General features: G+C 74.0%; 3 protein-coding genes. All 3 read right to left on the bottom strand.

The window, feature by feature from the left end; genetic code table 11:
• Positions 1-16: 16 nt before the first annotated feature.
• Genes LJ657_RS20260 through LJ657_RS20250 form a run of 3 tightly spaced genes read right to left on the bottom strand, consistent with a single transcriptional unit; the run spans position 17 to position 15,323 of the window.
• Positions 17-6,304 (bottom strand): non-ribosomal peptide synthetase, encoded by a 6,288-nt coding sequence (locus LJ657_RS20260; RefSeq protein WP_232650103.1) that lies wholly within the window; start codon positions 6,302-6,304, stop codon positions 17-19.
• 5 nt (positions 6,305-6,309) lie between these two features.
• Positions 6,310-13,980 (bottom strand): non-ribosomal peptide synthetase, encoded by a 7,671-nt coding sequence (locus LJ657_RS20255; protein WP_232650102.1) that lies wholly within the window; start codon positions 13,978-13,980, stop codon positions 6,310-6,312.
• The gene (locus LJ657_RS20250) at positions 13,977-15,323 is read right to left on the bottom strand and encodes a cysteate synthase (protein ID WP_232650100.1); all 1,347 of its coding nucleotides are present in this window, start codon (positions 15,321-15,323) and stop codon (positions 13,977-13,979) included. The genes LJ657_RS20255 and LJ657_RS20250 overlap by 4 nt, the downstream gene beginning before the upstream one ends.
• Positions 15,324-15,494 lie beyond the last annotated feature (171 nt).

Raw genomic sequence — 15,494 nt, 5'->3', positions numbered from 1 at the left:
GCTGTCCGCGGAGCGCTCAGTCGAGGCCCGCCGTCAACTCGTCGAGCTCGTCCCGGGACAGCCCCGCGACCGCCAGGCCGGCGACGCCGGCGGCCCGGCCCACGAGTGCGGTGAGCACCGCGAACCAGGACTCGGCAAGCGCCCGCACCTCCGCCTCGCTCAGCACGCCCTCGGCCCACGACCAGTCGGCCACCAGCCGCGGTCCGCCGGCCGTGTCGTGGACGACCGCGTTGATGTCGAGGGCATGGGCGGCGCCCAGGCCGGGATCGCAGCCGGTGCCGAGTGCCGACGACTCGGGGGCGAAGGCCCAGGGCTCGGTTCCGGTGGTTCCGGGGGCGCTGAACCGGCCGAGGTAGTTGAAGCCGATCGCCGGTGTGGGCGCCTTGGCCAACTCGGGTGCGGTGTCCGGGTTGAGGTGGCGCAGGAGTCCGTGTCCGGCCCCGTGGTCGGGCAGTTCGCGCAGCCGCTCGGCGACCCGGGTGGCGGCGAGGTCGGCGGCGGGCCCCGCGGCCATCGCCTCGCCCACGTTCACGCCCCGCAGATCCAGGTGGACCGGGTAGAGGGAGGTGAACCAGCCGACCGTGCCCGACGGTTCGAGCCCGGGCGTCAGCTCCTCGCGGCCGTGCCCCTCGACGTCGAGCACGACGTGCGGGGAGCCCTGCCGGTCGGCGACGGCGAGCGCGAGGCCGGTGAGCAGCACGTCCTGGACACCGAGGTGGAAGGCGGCCGGGACGCTGGTGAGCAGCGGCCCGGTGGTCTCGGGCGGCAGGGTGAGCCGCACCGAGCGGCTGGTGGCGGCGGTGTCCCGGCAGGGGTCGAGCGGGCGTCGGCCCAGCGGGGCGCGCGGGGCGTCGGCGATACGGCGCCACAGCTCGGCCTCGGCGACCCGTGAGGGCGTACGCGCCTGTCGGCCCAGCTCCGTGGACCAGCGGCGGAACGACGTGGCGACGGGCGGCAGTTCGGGGCTGCGTCCGGCGGCGACGGCCTCCCAGGCGGCTTTCAGGTCGGGTACGAGGATGCGCCAGGACACTCCGTCCACGGCCAGGTGGTGGACGACCAGCAGCAGCCGCCCGGCCCGGTCGGGTCCGGCGTCGAACCACACGGCCCTGACCATCGCCCCGGCCGCCGGATCGAGGAGTCCCACCGCCCGGTCGAACTCCTCGGCCACGCACGCGTGGAGAGCGTCCGAGGCGGACAGACCGGAGACATCCCGGCGGTCGAGCAGGTCCGCGGCGCGGACCCGGCCGACCGGGCTGACGTCGAGTTCCGGGGTCGGGGTGAGCCGGGAACGCAGCATGTCGTGGTGGTCGAGCACCGTCTGCAGGGCGGCCGTCAGCCTCGGTGGATCGGCGTCCGCCGGGACCGTGAGCAGGACGGACTGGCTGAACCGCCCGATCGGGCCGCCGCGTTCGAGCAGCCATCGCATGATGGGCGTGAGCGGGACCCGGCCCGCTCCGTCGGTCGCATGGGCGCCGGCCGCGCCGTCGCCGGTGCCGCCGACCGGCCCACGGGCCACCGCCGCCAGCTCCTTCACCGTCTGGTGCTTGAAGACGTCCCGGGCGCTGATCACGACGCCCGCCTCGGCTGCCCGGCTCACCAGCCGGATCGAGGTGATGCTGTCGCCCCCGAGGGCGAAGAAGTCCTCGTCGAGCGGGACTTCGGGCAGCTTGAGCAGTTCACGGAAGAGCCCGGCGAGGATGCGCTCGGCCGGGTTCGCCGGTTCCTGTCCCCCAGCGGCAGCGGGCGCGGGCGGTGCCTCGCGGACTTCCTCGAAGGCCGCGCTCGACTGACCGCGCCGCCGCCGTTCGTCGTCCTCCGGGAGGTCCACGTCCTCGACGCGCAGGTCGGGGTCGGCGCCGACGGCGGTCAGGAAGCGGACGAGCCGCCGTGTGAGCCACTCGACCGTGGCCGGGTCGAACAGGTCGGTGCTGTACTCGGCGATGCCGTCGATGCCGGCCGCGGTACCGTCGTCGTGGCGGCGCTCGCTCAGGTAGAGGCAGAGGTCGAAGCGCGCCGCTCCGGTCTCGACGGGCTCCCGTACGACGCCGAGGCCCGGCAGGGACAGGGCGGCGTCCGAGGCATGACCGGTGAAGGCCAGCACCACCTGGAACAGCGGATGGCGGGCGAGGGTGCGCCGCGGGCTGAGGGCGTCCACGAGGAGGTCGAAGGGCACGTCCTGGTGGGCGTAGGCGGCGAGGTCGAAGTCCCGGACGCGGCCCAGGAGTTCACGGAAGGTCGGGTTGCCCGAGGTGTCGGTGCGCAGCGTGAGGCTGTTGACGAAGAAGCCGACCAGGTCGTCCAGCCTGCTGTCGGGGCGTCCGGCGACCGGTGTGCCGAGGGTGATGTCGGTGCCCGAACCGAGCCTGCTCAGCGTCGCGGCGAGGCCGGCCTGGAGCACCATGAAGAGGGTGACCCGGGAGGCGGCGGCGAGGTCGGCGAGTGCGGTGTGCAGCTCCGCGCCGACGGTGAGTCCGACGCGGTCGCCGCGACCGCTGGGCTCGGCCGGACGGGGGCGGTCGGCGGGGAGCGGCAGCTCCTCGGGAGCACCCGCCAACGCCTCCCGCCAGAAGGCGGTCTGACGTTCCAGCAGGCTCTCGCCGGTCCCTGTCGCCGCGCCGAGCAGTTCGCGCTGCCAGGGAGCGAAGTCGGCGTACTGGACGGGCAGTGGCCGCCACTTCGGGGCACATCCGGTGATCCGGGCCGCGTACGCGGTCTCCAGGTCGCGCATCAGGGGCGCCATGGACCATCCGTCGACGGCGATGTGGTGGGCGAGCAGCAGGAGGACGTGGGTGTCGTCGTCGAGCGTGAACAGGGTGGTGCGCAGCGGCGTTTCGGCGGACAGGTCGAAGCGGTGTCCGGCGGCGGTGGTGAGCAGCGCGGGGAGTTCCGCCTGGGTGACCGGTACGACGGTGAGAGGCGGGCGTCCCGCTTCAGGGTCCAGGATCCGCTGGTACGGAATGCCCTGGAAGTCGGGGTGGAGGGTGCGCAGCGGCTCGTGGCGGGTCACGAGGTCGGCGAGTGCCGCCTCCAGCGCCTCACGGTCGAGGGGGCCGGTGAGGCGCAGGGCCCAGGGAACGGTGTAGGTGTTGCTGCCGTCGAGGCGGCCCATGAACCACAGCCGCTGCTGGGCGTACGACAGGGGAATCGGGGCGTGACCGCGTTCCCGCGCCGTGAGTTCGGGACGCGGGGCGCCGCCCTCGCTCTCGCCGAGCCGCACGGCCAGCCCGGCGGGGGTCGCCGCCTCGAACACCGCCCGGACGGGCAGGGCGATGCCCAGCGCGCTCCTGATGCGGTCGGTGAGTCGCATCGCGAGCAGCGAATCGCCGCCGAGGTCGAAGAAGCCGTCGTCCGCACCGATCCGGTGCGGATCCAGGCCTAGGACGTCGGCGAAGAGCCCGCACAGGATCTCCTCCTGCGGGGTGCGCGGGGCGCGGCCCCCGCTCTGCGCGGAGGGCGCCGGCAGAGCCGCGCGGTCCAGCTTGCCGTTGGCGGTCAGTGGCAGCCGGTCGAGGACGACCACGGCGGAGGGAACCATGTGGTCCGGCAGCGTCCGTGCCGCGTGCCGGCGCAGCGTGTCCGCGTCGAGGGCTCCTGCGACGGCGTAGGCGATGAGCCGCCCGTCCCGTACGAGGACGACCGCCTGCGTCACCGCAGGGTGCTCGGCGAGCGCCGTCTCCACCTCGCCGAGTTCGATGCGGAAGCCCCGGACCTTGACCTGGTCGTCCGCCCGGCCCAGGTACTCCAGCGCCCCGTCTGCGGACTGCCGCACCAAGTCGCCCGTGCGGTACATCCGTTCACCGGGAGCAGCAGCGAAGGGATCTGCGACGAAACGGCCCGCCGTCAGCCCCGTCCGCCGCAGGTACCCACGTGCCAGGCCCGCGCCCGCCACGTACAGCTCGCCGGTCGCGCCCGGCGGCACCAGCCGCAGGCCGGCGTCCAGGACGTGGGCGCGCAGGTCGGGGATGGCGTGCCCGATGCCACTGGCCTGCGGCCGGTCGGCCACCGCGGCCTCGGTCAGCGGCAGGCCCGTGACATGGACCGTCGTCTCGGTGATGCCGTACATGTTGACCAGTACGGGCGCGTCCTGCGGATGCCGGGTGTACCACTCGGCGACCCGGGTGAAGTCGAGTGCCTCTCCGCCGAAGACCACGTATCGCAGGGCGAGTCCGCGTCCGACGTCCGGCAGGGCGCCGTCCGCGCGCAGGAGTTCACCGAAGGCCGAGGGCGTCTGGTTGAGCACGGTGACGCGCTCACGCGCCAGCAGCCGCAGGAACTCCTCGGGGTCCCGGCTCACCGCGTGCGGGACGACCACGAGCGTGCCGCCGTGCAGCAGCGCGCCCCACAGCTCCCACACCGAGAAGTCGAACGCGTAGGAGTGGAACAGCGTCCACACGTCGTCCGGGCCGAAGTCGAACCAGTGCCGGGTGGCCGAGAAGAGCCGTACGACGTTGCGGTGCGGGACCGCGACCCCCTTCGGGCGGCCGGTCGAGCCCGAGGTGTAGATGACGTAGGCGAGGTGGTCGCCGCTCAGGGCGGGCGCCTCGGGTGCCGTGCCGGGACACGTCAGCGACTCGTCCGGCGTGACCACGGGGACCTCACACGGGGGCAGGCCCGCTGCCACGTCCGCAGTGGTGACGAGCAGCACCGGATCGGCGTCGGCCAGCATGAACTCGAGCCGGTCCGCCGGGTATTCCGGGTCCATCGGCACGTACGCGGCGCCGGTCTTCAGGACCGCCAGCACGGCCACCACCAGCTCCGGCGAACGCGGCAGCGCGAGAGCCACCAGTCGCTCCGGGCCCGCACCGCGGGCCGCCAGCAGATGCGCCAGGCGGTTGGCGCGTGCGTCCAGTTCCGCGTAGGTGAGGCGGGTGCCGTCGTGCACCACGGCCGTGGCGTCGGGGGTGCGGGCCGCCCGGTCCGCGAACAGCTCGGGCAGGGTGGCCGAGGACGGGACGGCCGTGCCGCCGTTCCCGCCCAGCAACCGCTGCCGCTCCCCCGGCAGCAGGATCCCGACCTCGCGCACGCGCCGCGTCGGATCGGCCACGAAGGCCTCCAGTACGGCGGCGAACCGGTCCAGGAGCTGCCGGGCGCCCCTCTCGTCGTACAGGTCGGGCCGGTAGGACAGGCGCAGAGCGAGGCGGTGGGCGGGCAGGACGGCGAGGGTGAGCGGGTAGTGGGTGGCGTCGCGGCCGGTGAGCTGGGTGACCCGGGAGGCCCCGGCGCCGGTCGTGGCGGGGTGGTTCTCGAACGCCAGCAGGGTGTCGAAGAGTTCGCCGCTGCTTCCCGCCGAGCGCCGGATGTCGGCGAGTCCCAGGTGCTGGTGCGGGAGCAGGGCCGCCTGCCGCTGGTGCAGCGCCGTCAGGAGTTCCATGACGCTGTCGTCCTCGTCCCAACGGACACGGGTGGGAACGGTGTTGATGCAGAACCCGACCATGGAGGCGATGTTCGGCAGTTCGGGCGGGCGCACGGTCACCGTCTGCCCGAAGACCGTGTCGGTGCGGTCGGTCAGGCGGCCCAGCAGGACACCCCAGGCGCCCTGGACGAGCGTGTTGAGGGTGATCCCGAGGGAGCGGGCGGTGGCCTCTCCGGCGCCGGTCAGCTGCTCGGGGAGCTCGACGACGAGTTCGCGGGGCAGGACGGTGGTGGCGCCGGTTGTGCCTGGGGCGAGCAGGGTGGGCTCGTCCGCGTCCGACAGGGCGTCGCGCCAGGCGGCCTCGGCAGCGGTACGGTCCTGCCGTCCCAGCCAGGCGAAATAGTCACGATAGGCGGGCGCGGGCGGCAGGGCGGTGGGGTGCTCGCCCGCGTGCAGGGCGGTGAACTCCCGTACCAGCAGCTGCTTCGACCAGCCGTCCAGCAGGATGTGGTGGTTGGTGACGAGCAGGCGGTAGCGGTCCGGTGACCACCTGACCAGCAGGTACCGCAGGAGCGGCGGCTTGGCGAGGTCGAAGCGGCGGGCGCGTTCCTCGTCCAGCAGCCGTTCCCACTCCTTCTCACGCTCGCTCTCCCCGAGAGCCGCCAAGTCTGCTTCTGCCCAGGGGAGTTCGACGTCCGTGGGCACGATCTGCAGGGGCCGTCCGGCGTCCCGGCGGCGGAAGCAGGCACGCAGGTTGGGGTGCCGGTCGAGGAGGGCCTGGCCGGCGGCGCGTACGGCCGCGGGGTCGACGGGGCCTGCCAGCTCCAGGATCTGCTGGGTCGCGTAGAGGTCGGGGGACTGCTCGTCGTCGTACAGGGCGTGGAAGAGCAGGCCCTCCTGCAGCGGCGACAGGGGCAGGATGTCGGCGATTCCGGAACCGGACCGAGTCACCTGGGTTACCTCCACTCATTGCCGAACTCGGCTTCGAGTTCGTCGATCTCTGCTTGGGACAGCGACACCAGGGGCAGGTCGGACGGGGTGTTCCCGCCCGCCGCGCGGGTGGCGCCCTCGGCCTGCGCGGTCAGCTCCGCCAGCCACCGGTCCGCGAGGGCGCGTACGTCGTCCTCGGCCCAGATGCCGGGGGCCCAGGACCAGGTGGTGTCGAGCCGGCCGTCCTCGGTGGTCACAGCGGTGATCTCCAGGCCGTGGGCCACGGGCATGGCGGGGTCGTGCACCGCGCCCAGGTTGCGCAGCGGTTCCGGCGCGAGGGACCAGTCACCTCCGACCGAACGGGCCGCGCGGCCCAGGTAGTTGAAGCCGATCTCCGGCGCCGGGAGAGCCGCGAGGAGCGGCCCGTTCGACGGGTCGAGGTGACGCAGCAGGCCGTATCCGATGCCGTGGTCCGGGACGGACCGCAGTTGTTCCTTGACGGTTTTGAGGACCTGGGCCGGATCCGCGGGGTCGACTCCGGCGAGGTCGAGCCGGGCAGGCACGACGCTGGTGAACCAGCCGACCGTCCGCGACAGGTCGATCCCGTCGGCGATCTCCTCGCGGCCGTGCCGCTCGACGTCCAGCAGCAGGGCCCGGTGGCCGTCCTCGGGGCGCCGCCAGTGCACGAACGCCGCGGCCAGCGCAGCCATCAGGACGTCGTCGGGTCCGGCGTGGAAGGCGGCCGGCACGGTGGTGAGCAGTTCATCGGTCGTCTCGGCCGGGAGCTGCCGGGTGAGATGGCGCATCTCGCCGACGACGTCCCGCCGGGGGTCGGGCCGGCGCGCGCCCAGCAGGGGGCCGGGTTCCTGCAACACGTGCCGCCACACATCCAGTTCGGCCGTCCGGGCCGCGGTGCGGGCCTCCCGCTCCAGCAGGCGGGCCCAGTGCCGGAAGGAGGTGCCCCGCTCGGGCAGTTCCTCCGCACGCCAGGCCGCGGCCAGGTCGGAGCACAGGATGCGCCAGGACACGCCGTCCACGGCCAGGTGGTGGACGGTCAGCAGCAGCCGTCCGGGACGGCCGGGGCCACCGGTCTCGCACCACACGGCGCGCAGCAACTGACCGAGGTCCGGCCTGAGTCGGGAGGCGGAGTCGTTCAGCACCTGCGCGAAGTCGGCCGGTTCGGGAACGCATTCCAGCACCGCGGCCGCGTCGACGGTCCCCGGGGGAGGAATCTCGGCCGCCCGCCCGTCGGGCGTCAGCCGCATCCGTAGGACGTCGTGATGGTCGAGGAGGGCCTGCAGCGCGGCGGTCAGGCGCTGCTCGTCCGCGCCCGCGGGGGAGACGAGCAGCACCGACTGGCTGAACGCCCCGATCGGGCCGCCGCGTTCCCGCACCCGGTGCATGGCCGGGGTGAGGGGCAGGGTGCCGATCGGTGAGTCGTGTTCCGGGACCGGACCGGGAGCCGGACGGTCGGCCGCCGCGGCGGCGAGACCGGCGACCGTGCGGTGCTCGAACACGTCCCGCGGGGCCAGCCGCAGCCCTTCGGCGAGCGCGCGACTCACCAGGTGGATGGAGGTGATGCTGTCGCCGCCCAGGTCGAAGAAGCCCTCGTCGACACCGATGCCCTCGGCGGGGACCCCGAGGACCTCGGCGAAGAGGTCCCTGAGGGCCGTCTCCTGGGGAGTCCGTGGGGCGCGTCCCGTCGTCGTCTTCCGGGCGGCGGCCGGGGCCGGCAGGGCGGCGCGGTCCAACTTGCCGTTGGGTGTCATCGGCAGCGCGTCGAGCGCCACGAGCGCCTCGGGGACCATGTGGGCGGGCAGGTGGCGGGCGGCGTGCGCCAGTACGGCGGGGCAGTCCGCCTCGGCGGCTCCGACGACGTATCCGACCAGGCGCCGGATGCCGTCCCGGTCCTCGCGCACCACCACCGCCGCCTGGGCGACGGCGGAATGGGCGGTGAGCACGCCCTCGACCTCGCCGGGCTCGATCCGCAGTCCGCGGATCTTGAGCTGGCCGTCGGCCCGGCCGCGCAGCTCCAGAGTGCCGTCGGCCAGCCACACGGCCAGGTCGCCGGTCCGGTACATGCGCCCGCCCGGCTGCCCGAAGGGAGCGGCGACGAACCGCTCGGCGGTCGGACCGGGCCGCCTCCAGTAGCCGCGGGCCACGTGGTCACCGGAGACGTACAACTCGCCCTCGACACCGACCGGTACGGGGTTCAGCCGGGCATCGAGCACATACGCCCGGGTGTTCCACATGGGACGGCCGACGGGCACCGGTCCGGTCGGCAGTTCCTCGCCGGGCTCGATGCGGTGGTCGGTGCAGCCGACGGTGAGCTCGGTCGGGCCGTAGTGGTTGATCAGGCGTACGTCGGGGTGGTCCCGGCGCCAGGTACGCAGGGCCTCGCCGACCAGTGCCTCGCCGCCCAGCATGAACTCCTCGGCGGGCGACAGGTCGTGCGGCAGGGCGGGCAGCAACGGGAGGTGGCTGGGCGTGGCCTTGAGGAACGTGTAGCCGCCCTTCGCCGGCGCCGCGCCCGCGTCGTGGAAGCCGGCGATGTGCACGCGGCCCCCGGCGGCGAGCGCCCCGTGCAGGGTGGTCACGGTGGCGTCGAAGGACATCGTTGCGTGCAGCAGTGAGGTGCCGCGCAGGCTCGGGTACGCCTCGACGCAACGGGCCACGTAGGTGGTGAGGTTGCGGTGCTCGACGATGACGCCCTTGGGGCGGCCGGTGGTGCCGGAGGTGTAGATCAGGTAGGCGGGGTCGGCGGGCCGGGCCTCGGGGAGGGGTGTGGTGTCCGGACCGTCCGGGGCCGCGTCGGGATCCACGACCACGCAGCCGACACGGCAGTCGGCGGGAAGCCGGTCCCGGGCGATCAGACACACCGGGTCCGCGTCGGCGAGCAGACGGGCGGTGCGCTCGGCCGGATGTTCCGGGTCCAGCGGCAGATACGCCGCGCCCGCCTTGAGGACGGCGAGCACGGCGACCGCGAGGTCCACCGACCGGGGCAGCGAGAACGCGACGATCCGTCCCGGACCGGCACCGTGCGAGGCGAGGACGCGGGCCAGGCGGTCGGCCCGCCCGTCGAGTTGACGATATGTCAGCGAGTGGGTGCCGTCCTCGACGGCGACGGTGTCCGGCGACTCTGCTGCGCGCGCCTCGAAAAGGCGCGGGAAGGTGGTGTCCGGTACGTCGCGTGCCGTGTCGTTGAACCCGGTCAGAAGCCGGTGCCGTTCGCGGTCGTCGAGGATGTCATGGGTGCCGATGGCCTGGTCAGGATGGCGGACGGCGGCCCGCAGGAGGCGTTCCAGACGCGCGGCCAGGTCCTCGGCCGTCGACCGGTCGAAGAGGTCGGCGCTGTACTGGAGGATGCCCTCGATCCCGTCCGGGGATCCGTCGGGGGTGCGGTGCTCGCCGAGGTTGAAGGTCAGGTCGATCTTGGTGGCGCCGGTCTCCACGGGGAGCGTCCGGGAGTGCAGCCCGGGGAGGTCGAGGTGGGGTCCCGCGGTGGGGCGGAAGGCCAGCATCACCTGGAAGAGCGGGTGCCGGGCGAGTGAGCGGGGCGGGTTGAGGGCTTCCACGAGGTGCTCGAAGGGCAGTTCCTGGTGGGCGTAGGCCGCCAGGTCGGCCTCCCGGACCCGGGCGAGCAGTTCCCGGAAGCTGGGGTCGCCCGAGGTGTCGGTGCGCAGCACGAGCGTGTTGACGAAGCAGCCGACGAGGTCGTCCAGCGCCTCGTCGGGGCGGCCGGCGACCGGCGTGCCGAGCGGGATGTCGGTGCCCGCGCCCAGCCGGGTCAGCAGGGCGGCGAGGCCCGCCTGCACGGCCATGAACACCGTGGTGCCGGTTTCGCCGGCCAGAGCGCGCAGCCGTCGGTGCAGGTCCGCGTCGAGCCGGACGGGGATGTCGCCGCCCTGGTGGGTGGCGCGGGCGGGGCGCGGACGGTCGGCGGGGAGGGGGAGTTCGTCGGGGAGTCCGGCGAGCGCCCGGCGCCAGTGGTCGAGTTGACGGTCCTGGTCGTCGCCGAGCACGTCGCGCTGCCAGACGCAGTAGTCGGCGTACTGGAGGGGCAGGGGCGCCCAGTCCGGCTCCCGGCCCTCCGACCGGGCCCGGTAGGCGGTCGCCAGGTCCAGCAGCAGGGGGTCCAGGGACCAGCCGTCGGCGGCGATGTGGTGCAGGACGAGGAGGAGGACGTGGTCCTCGGGGCCGAGGGCGAGGAGGTGGGCGCGGAACGGGACGCGTTCAGAGATCTCGAACCCTTGCCCCGCCAACCGGCCCAGGGCCTCGGGCAGTTCGGCCGCGATCGCATGACCGACGGACAGGTCCGGTATACCGGGCTCCAGCAGCCGCTGACACGGCAGGCCGCCGGCGTCCGGGTAGACGGTGCGCAGGATCTCGTGCCGGGCGACGAGGTCGGCGAGGGCCGCGCGCAGGGCGTCCACGTCGAGGCCGGTGCCGGTCAGCCGTAGGGCGAGCGGGATGTTGTAGGCCGCGCCGGGGCCCTCCAGCCGGTGCAGGAACCACAGCCGCCGCTGGGCGGACGACAGCGGGGCCTCGCCGGGGGCCTTGCGCTCAGTCGGCCGCGGGGCGGGGCGTACGGCCGTCCCGGCTCCGGCCAGCAGGCGTGCGAGACCGGTCGGAGTGGGCGCCTGGAAGACGTCACGCAGAGTCAGTTCGACGCCGAGGGTGGTGCGGACGCGCCCGAGCAGGCGAAGAGCGAGCAGGGAGTGGCCGCCGAGGGCGAAGAAGCTGTCACGGGGTCCGACGTCCGGGAGGCCGAGCAGCTCGGCGAAGTGGGCGCACAGGACGTCCTCGTGGGGGGTGCGTGGGGCGTGCGTCTGCGGGGCGGCCACGGTGGGCGGGGCGGGCAGCGCGGCCCGGTCGAGCTTGCCGTTGGGGGTCAGCGGCAGCCGGTCGAGGACGACGACGGCCGTGGGGACCATGAAGTCGGGCAGACGGACGGCGAGGTGGTCGCGCAGGGCTTCGGAGGTGGGGGCGCCGGCGTGGGCCTGACAGGCCGCGTACGCGACCAGCCGGCGATCGCCCGGCCGGTCCTCGCGGACGACGGCCACCGCCTGCGCGACGTGGGGGTGGGTGGCGAGAGCCGTCTCCACCTCGCCCGGTTCGATGCGGAAGCCGCGGAGTTTGACCTGGCCGTCCGCGCGACCGTGGAACTCCAGCTCGCCGTCTGCCGTCACGCGCGCGTGGTCACCGGTGCGGTACATGCGAGTGCCGGGCGGGCCGTACGGGTCGGCGGTGAAGCGTTCGGCGGTCGTGCCCGGACGGCCGAGGTAGCCGCGGGCCACGCCGGGGCCCGCGACGTACAACTCCCCCACCGTGCCCCGCGGGAGTGGCTGCAGGGCCCCGTCGAGGACGTAGGCGCGCATGCCGTCCAGAGGGCGGCCGATGGGCAGCGGGTCGGGGACGGGAGCGCCCGGGGTGCAGGGGCGGGAGGTGGCGAAGGTGGTGGTCTCGGTCGGGCCGTAGCCGTCGGTGACGGTCAGCCCCGGGCAGGCTGCCAGAACGCGGCGGACCGCGGCCGCGGGCACCGCCTCTCCGCCGGTCCACACCTGGCGCAGCCCTGCGAAGCAGCCCGGGTCCTCCTCCGCGGCGAGACGGAACAGCCCGGCGGTGAGCCACATGGCCGTCAGCCCGTGCCGCTCCGTCAGACGGGCGACGGCGGCGGCGTCCACGGTCTCGTCCGGCGCGGCGACCACGGCGGTGCCGCCGTTCAGCAGCGGCACCCACATCTCGTAGGTCGAGGCGTCGAACGCCGTCGGCGAGTGCACCAGCACGCGCGCGTGCGCGCCGTCGCCGAACGCCGAGTCGGTGGCCAGGGCGGTGACGTCGTGGTGGGTGACGGCGACGCCCTTGGGGATGCCGGTGGAGCCGGAGGTGTAGCTGACGTAGGCGAGTTGGGCCGGGTGCGGGAGCACGGCGGGGTCCGTGTCCGGTTCGGCGGCGAGCGTCGGATCCCCGGGACCGACCGTGGTGACCCCGTCGTACGGCTCGGTGGGCTCGGCGTCGGTCAGCAGGATGTGCGCGCCCGTCTCGGCCAGGAGCTGCCGGGTGCGGGCGGCCGGTGCGCGCGGGTCGAGGCCGACGTATGCGGCGCCCGACTTGAGCACGGCCAGGAGCGCGGCGAGGAGCCCGTCGGAGCGGTCCATCAGGACCGCCACGAGGTCCTCCGGCCGGACGCCGAGGGCGATCAGCCGGTGTGCGAGCCGGTTGGCGCGGGTGTTCAACTGCCGGTATGTGGTGGTGCGTTCGCCGTGGACGATCGCGGTGGCGTCCGGGGTGGCCGCGGCCCAGGCAACGAAGAGCCCCGGCACGGTCGTCGCCGCTCCCGCGGGTGCGGCGGCGCCGACGAGCCGGGCGTCTGCCCGCTCCTCGGGCAGTGTCGCCTCGACCCGGCCGACCGGGGTGCCGGTGGCGAGGACGGCTGCGGCGAAGTGCTCCACGAAGCGGGCGAAGCGCCGGTGGTGGGCGGCGAGTTCGGCATCCGTGTAGTGGTCGGGGCCCGCGTCGAGGTCGATGCGGATGCCGTCGCCGTCCGCACGGTCGTACACGTTGACGGCGAGGTCCTCCACGGGCCCCGTGGACAGGTTGTGGCGGGTGGTCGCATGCCCCGCGAACCGCAGTTCCGGACCGAAGGCCATGATGTTGACGACGGGCCCGAAGAAGCGCGGCCCCTCCTGCGGCCAGGCCGCCTCCCGGCGCAGGTCCTCGCCGCGCAGGCGCTGGTGCGCCAGCAGGTCCCGGGTGGCTGAGGCCGTCCGGCGTACGAGGTCGTGGGCGGCGGTGTCGGGCCGTACGGACAGCCGTAGCGGAAGCACGTTGGACGCCATGCCCGGCGTGGCGAGTTCGGTCTCGCTCTCGCGGGCGGTGACGGCGAGGCCCAGGACGACGTCCCGGGCTCCGGTGAGCCGGTGCAGATAGGCGGCGGTCGCCGCGAGCAGGACGCGCGACCAGCGGGTGCCGGCCTGTTCGGCGGCCGCGTGCACCAGGTCCCCCGCCGCCTGCCGGAGATGACCGGTGCGGCGCAGGAAGCGTCCGGCGACGTGCGGCGGGCGGGTGGACAGGCTCACCGGGTCGGGGCGGTCGGCGAGCGCGGTCGCCCAGAACTCCCGGTCCGCCGCGTGCCGTTGGCCGGCGCGGTAGGCCTCGTCCGCGTCGACCAGTGGGGCGAGGGGCGCGGGCGGCGGGGTGTGCGGCGTGCCCGCGACGAGGGCGCTGTAGGCGTCGGCGACCCGGCGCGCGACGAGGGAGCAGCTGTAGCCGTCGACGGCGATGTGGTGGTAGCGCTGGTACCAGATCCAGTGCGTGTGCGTGAGGTGCAGCAGGGCGTACGCGAACAGCGGGGGCCGGTCGAGGTCGAACGGTGTGGCGAAGTCGGCGGCCATCCATGCCTCGGCGGCCGACCGGGGGTCGGCCTCGCCCGTGAGGTCGACGACGGGCAGGTCCCAGTCGGGGTCGGTGTCGACGAACCGGCGGACTTCGTCGTCCTCGGCCGCGAACCGGACCCGAAGTGTCTCGGTGGCCGCCACCACCTGCCGGACGGCCGCCCGGAAGCGGACGGGGTCGACGGGGCCGTGGATCTCCGTGTACTCGCCCACGTTGTAGGCGGGCCCGGCGGGGTCGAGCCGCTGTCCGAACCACATCGAGCGCTGGGCGGCGGACACGTCCGACGCGTTCGGGACGGTCATCGGGCGGCCTCCGTGACCGCCGCGAGGCCGGTCAGCTGCCGTGCCACGAGCTCGGCCACGGCCCGCGGGCCCTCGTCTCGTCCGGGCCACGGCACGCGCAACCAGGGTTCGGCGGGTATCAGCGACAGGTCGCGGGCCTGCCGGGCCCGGCCGCCTCCGGTGATGTTGAGGAGGACGAGTTCGTCGCGGCGGACGCGGCCGGTCCGTGCCGCCTCGGCCAGGGCGGCCAGGGCCACTCCGGCGCCCGGCTCGATGTCGATGCCCTCGACCTCCTCGAAGAGGGCCATGGCGGCGACGGCGGCGACGTTGTCGGTGCACAGGACGTCGCCGCCGCTCTCGGTGAGCACGTCGCGCACGCCTCCGCGGACGGTGAACGGGGGGCGCCGGTTGGTCAGTTCGCGTGCCAGCGGCTCGAGCTCGCGATCGCTGTCGCTGTGGCCGTGGTCGTCCCGGTCCCGGCCGGTGGGAGTCGCGCCGGTACATCGCCAGGCGTCGTACAGCGGTGCGAAGGGCGCGTTCTGGCACATCAGCAGGCGGGGCAGTGTCTCGCCGTCGGCGCGCAGTCTGCGGGCCGCCTCGTGGGCGCCGATGGCTCCGGTGCCACTGCCGACGGCCTGCACATAGGTCTCCGGCAGGCGTCCCAGGGCATCGGCGGCGGCCAGCATGACGGTGCCCAGGCCGTCGCGGCGGCCGACGTTGCGCGAGCCGCCCTCGGCGTGGTGGCCGGGGAGGGCGGAGAGCAGGTCGGCGCAGGCGATGGCGTCGCTGTAGGTGGCGGTGCCGTCGAGGACGACGAGCCGGACACGGGGGTCGAGCGGTGCCGGGAAGCGCATCCGCTCCAGGGCAGGTGCGGGTACGACGAGCAGGCAGGGCACCCGGTGGCGGGTGGCGGCCCAGGCGAAGGCGGCGGCGGTGTTGCCCGCGGAGGGAATCACGAGCACGGGCGGCTCGGCGGGCAGCCGGCCGAGCACCGTGTAGGCCTCCAGGTCCTTGAACGTACAGGTCGGCAGGAGCGCCCCGCGTTCCGGCCGGTACCCGTTGAAGGCGACCCACAGCCGGTCGAGGCCGATACGGCGGCCGAGCCGTTCGGCGCGGTGGACGACCGGGCCGGGAACGTCGGGGAAGGTGCGCGCCACCGGCAGCAGCGGGGCATGCCGGAACAGGCCGGTGCTTTCACCGGCGCGGGTTCCGGTTGTGCCGTGGTCACTGTTGTACTCGGTGCGCAGGAATGCCGGTTCGTGCCGACGGGGGCAGTCGAGGAGGAGACCGTCGTCCTCGTAACGGTTTCCACATGAGGAACAGACGACGGTGTAGTGACGTGTTCCCGGGCGTACTCCGGACATCTTCGCTTGCCTTCCGCAGTGCCGCGTTTCGCTGATCAATTGGAACCGGCGCTTCAGGAAGGGCGGGCGACGCACGAATTACCTTTTGGCGACGCCTGGTCAACAGATAGGAAGCGCTTACCCTCTCCTTATGTCGAACAGCGGACTGTTCAGTTCCGCTTCACCCGCCCT

It is taken from the genome of Streptomyces guryensis (assembly GCF_021261325.1).
In the GTDB taxonomy this organism is placed as follows: Bacteria; Actinomycetota; Actinomycetes; order Streptomycetales; family Streptomycetaceae; genus Streptomyces; species Streptomyces guryensis.
The sequence above is the reverse complement of the archived record's forward strand: the minus strand, read 5'-3'. Positions and strand labels throughout refer to the sequence as shown.

Coding starts and splice junctions, on each gene's coding strand:
- LJ657_RS20255 (WP_232650102.1), bottom strand. CDS start 13,980: ATGACCGTCCCGAACGCGTCGGACGTGTCCGCCGCCCAGCGCTCGATG.
- LJ657_RS20250 (WP_232650100.1), bottom strand. CDS start 15,323: ATGTCCGGAGTACGCCCGGGAACACGTCACTACACCGTCGTCTGTTCC.